Origin of the sequence: Streptomyces globisporus, assembly GCF_003501885.1 — a bacterium.
GTDB classification, from domain to species: Bacteria; Actinomycetota; Actinomycetes; order Streptomycetales; family Streptomycetaceae; genus Streptomyces; species Streptomyces globisporus_D.
This window is the reverse complement of sequence record NZ_QWFA01000377.1, coordinates 1-3,009: the sequence shown is the minus strand read 5'-3', so window position 1 is coordinate 3,009 and position 3,009 is coordinate 1. Positions and strand designations below refer to the sequence as shown.

4 protein-coding genes and 2 pseudogenes are annotated in these 3,009 nt (G+C 72.9%); 5 read left to right on the top strand and 1 reads right to left on the bottom strand.

Annotation, left to right across the window (positions count from 1 at the left end; translation table 11 throughout):
• The 5 genes and pseudogenes from D3105_RS33700 to D3105_RS33680 form a co-directional block, all read left to right on the top strand.
• Window positions 1-736, top strand: a pseudogene (locus D3105_RS33700) (ATP-binding protein); the annotation flags it as partial.
• Window positions 737-741: 5 nt separating this feature from the next.
• A complete protein-coding gene (locus D3105_RS33695; protein ID WP_006128963.1) occupies window positions 742-1,176 on the top strand; it encodes a roadblock/LC7 domain-containing protein in 435 nt (144 codons plus the stop codon).
• A 2-nt stretch (window positions 1,177-1,178) separates the two neighbouring features.
• Window positions 1,179-1,402 (top strand): annotated as a pseudogene (locus tag D3105_RS33690) (DUF742 domain-containing protein).
• A complete protein-coding gene (locus D3105_RS33685) occupies window positions 1,380-2,003 on the top strand; it encodes a GTP-binding protein (protein ID WP_030800679.1) in 624 nt (207 codons plus the stop codon). The pseudogene D3105_RS33690 and the gene D3105_RS33685 overlap by 23 nt, the downstream one beginning before the upstream one ends.
• Window positions 2,000-2,584, top strand: a complete 585-nt coding sequence (locus D3105_RS33680; protein ID WP_010072804.1) for a GAF domain-containing protein — start codon at window positions 2,000-2,002, stop codon at window positions 2,582-2,584. Before D3105_RS33685 ends, D3105_RS33680 begins: the two co-directional genes overlap by 4 nt.
• Window positions 2,585-2,621: 37 nt before the next feature.
• Here D3105_RS33680 and D3105_RS33675 read toward each other — a convergent pair.
• Window positions 2,622-3,009 (bottom strand): substrate-binding domain-containing protein (locus D3105_RS33675; protein ID WP_133305749.1); only part of this gene is annotated, 388 nt, incomplete at its 5' end.

The following is a 3,009-nucleotide window of genomic DNA, read 5'->3' as shown; positions in this document are numbered from 1 at the left end:
ATCCGGCCCCGCGCCGCACGGACGTCCCGGGCCGCCCGCGGGCGAGGCCCCGCCCCTCCCGCTGCGCGCCGAGCGCATCGACCGGCCCACACCGCCCGCCTCCCCGCCCGAGCACGGCGGTCTCAGCTCGGCGGCCGTCCACGAGCGCGACGACCGGCCGGCCCCGGCGGCCGTACCCGAACGCGACCACGCGGCGCCCTCTCCCACCCGGCCCGAACTGCCCAAGCGGACGAACCAGGAAAGCCTCGTCCCGCAGCTGCGCGAGGCACCCGCCCCGCGTGTCGAGGACGAGCACGCCCTGCACGACCCCGGCCTCATGGCCGCCTTCCGGCGCGGCGTCGACCTCGCCGAGGCCCAGACCGCGGAGGAGGAGGGCCCCGGGACCGGACACGGGAACCCGGGCGGCACCACCGGAGGCGGGGGACAGACCGAGCTCGACGCTCCCCTGGAATCCCTCTCGCCCCTGCCCGTACGCGGAGCCACCGCCCCGCACGACCGTGCGGGACCGGCCCGGGTGTCGCGGGCAGACCACGCGCTGCCCGCGGGCGGCCTGCCCGTACCGGACAGCTACCCGCCCGACGCGTACCCGCACGACACCGCCGCGTACGCCCGCGGCAGCTATGCCGAAGGCGCCCACGGCCGGGGGACGGGCGAGCCCGGAGCGTTCGCGGCCGAGCCCTTCCTGCCGGGCCAGGCCGTCCCGGAACCCCGCAAAGACACCACCTTCAAGGAGTAGACACCATGACGAGCGATATGCCGTCCGGTCAGGTCTCGGACCTGGACTGGCTGCTGAGCGGGCTGGTCCAGCGCGTGCCCTACACGCGCAGCGCGGTGCTGCTCTCCGCCGACGGGCTGGTGAAATCCGTGCACGGCATGGACCCCGACAGCGCCGACCACATGGCGGCCCTGGCCGCCGGTCTGTACTCGCTGGGCCGCAGCGCCGGAGCCCGGTTCGGGGACAACGGCGACGTCCGGCAGGTGGTCGTCGAACTGGACTCCACGCTCCTGTTCGTCTCCACCGCCGGATCCGGCACCTGTCTCGCCGTACTCGCCGGGCGCGAGGCGGACGCCGCTGTGCTCGGCTACGAGATGGCGATGCTGGTCAAGAGCGTCCGCCCCTACCTGACGACCCCGCTGCGGCAGCCGGCCGGCGCGCCGTTCACCCCGGGGATCTGAGGATGCCGGCCCCGCAGGACGGGCCCCTGCTCGACGACGCGGCCGGCCGGCTGATCCGCCCGTACACGATCAGCAACGGCCGGACCCGGCCGTCCACCGCGTTCGACCTGCTGTCCCTGATCATGGCCACGGGCATCGAGCCGGACATCCNCCCGCTTTCCACGACATGCCCACCGACCGATCCCTGCTGGAGGCAGTGCTCGATGGTTTACGACGACAGCTCTGACCGCACCGGAACCGCCGAGTTCTTTCCCGTGGCCCTCAAGGTTCTGGTCGCCGGAGGATTCGGCGTCGGCAAGACGACGTTCGTGGGCGCGGTCAGCGAGATCGCCCCGCTGTCCACCGAGGAGTTGCTGACCCAGAGCAGTGTGGGCACGGACAATCTGGAAGGGGTCGAGTCCAAGACGGCCACCACCGTTGCCATGGACTTCGGCCGGATCACCCTCTCCGAGCAGCACGTGCTCTACCTGTTCGGCACACCGGGCCAGGAGCGCTTCTGGTTCATGTGGGACGAGCTCTCCCAGGGCGCGCTCGGAGCGGTCGTGCTGGCCGACACCCGGCGCCTCGCCGAATGCTTCGGCGCGATCGACTTCTTCGAACGGCGCGGCATCGGATTCATCGTCGCCGTCAACGAGTTCGACGGCGCCTACCGCTACGAGCCGGACGAGATCCGCGCCGCGCTCGACCTCGGGCCCGAGGTGCCCGTCGTCCTGTGCGACGCCCGGATCGCCAGCTCCGGCACGGGCGCCCTCGTCACCCTGGTCCAGCACCTCATCAACGCCACCGCGGCACCCGCCCCACTCCAGACCTTCGGAGCCCACCCGTGACATCCTTCGCCACCGGCCGGATGCTCCTCACGCCCACCGACCGGCACGGCCCGGCCCGCGCCAAGCGGCTGCGCAAACTGGACCTCGGCGAACGCCCCGACGCCTCCTACGACAACTTCGACGCCTTCGCCGACAAGGTGGCCGAAGTCACCGCCACGCCCTTCTCGATGGTCAACTTCATCGACGAGAACCGGCAGTTCTTCGCGGGACTGCACACCCCGGCGGGCAACCGCGGTGGCCAGGACCTCGGTTCGGCCGCGGCGCGCAGCAACCGCAGCAGCCGCTACATGGCCCGCGACCACGGCTACTGCCCGCACGTCCTCGTCCGGCGCAAGGCCCTCGTCCTCGACGACGTCTGCGACTACCCGCGCTTCGCGGGCAATCCGGTGGTGGACGACATAGGCATCCGCTCCTACCTCGGGGCACCGCTGATCGACCGCACCGGCATCGCGCTGGGCACCGTCTGCGCCGTCGACACCGTGCCACGGCCCTGGGGGCGGGCCGGCCTCGACACCATCAAGTCGCTCGCCCATGAACTCGTCCGCCAGATCGACGACCGGGAGGGCCACCGCACCGTCTGACACCGCCGTCCCCGCCCCCGGCGATGCGGCCGGGCGATCAACTCCCGGGCGGCGCACCGGTACTGCCCCGCAGGACCACGTTCCCCTCGATCCGCAGCACCCGGGAACGCCCCGCCCCCGACGGCGTCCGCAGAGCGAGGGCGATCACCTGCTCGCCCATCTCCGTGAGCGGCAGCGCCACCGTGGTCAGTGGCGGCGACACCTCCCGTACGACGGGGATGTCGTCGAAGCCCGCGAGCGACATGTCCTCGGGGACACGCACACCGGCCTCCCGGAGCGCGGCCAGCGCGCCGACCGCCATCACATCGGTCACCGCGAACACGCAGGTCGGCCGCGCGCCCCCGGCGGCCAGCAGCTGACAGGCCGCCGCGTGCCCGCCCTCCCGCGTGAACGCCCCCCGCACCACCCGCCGAAGGGTGATGCCC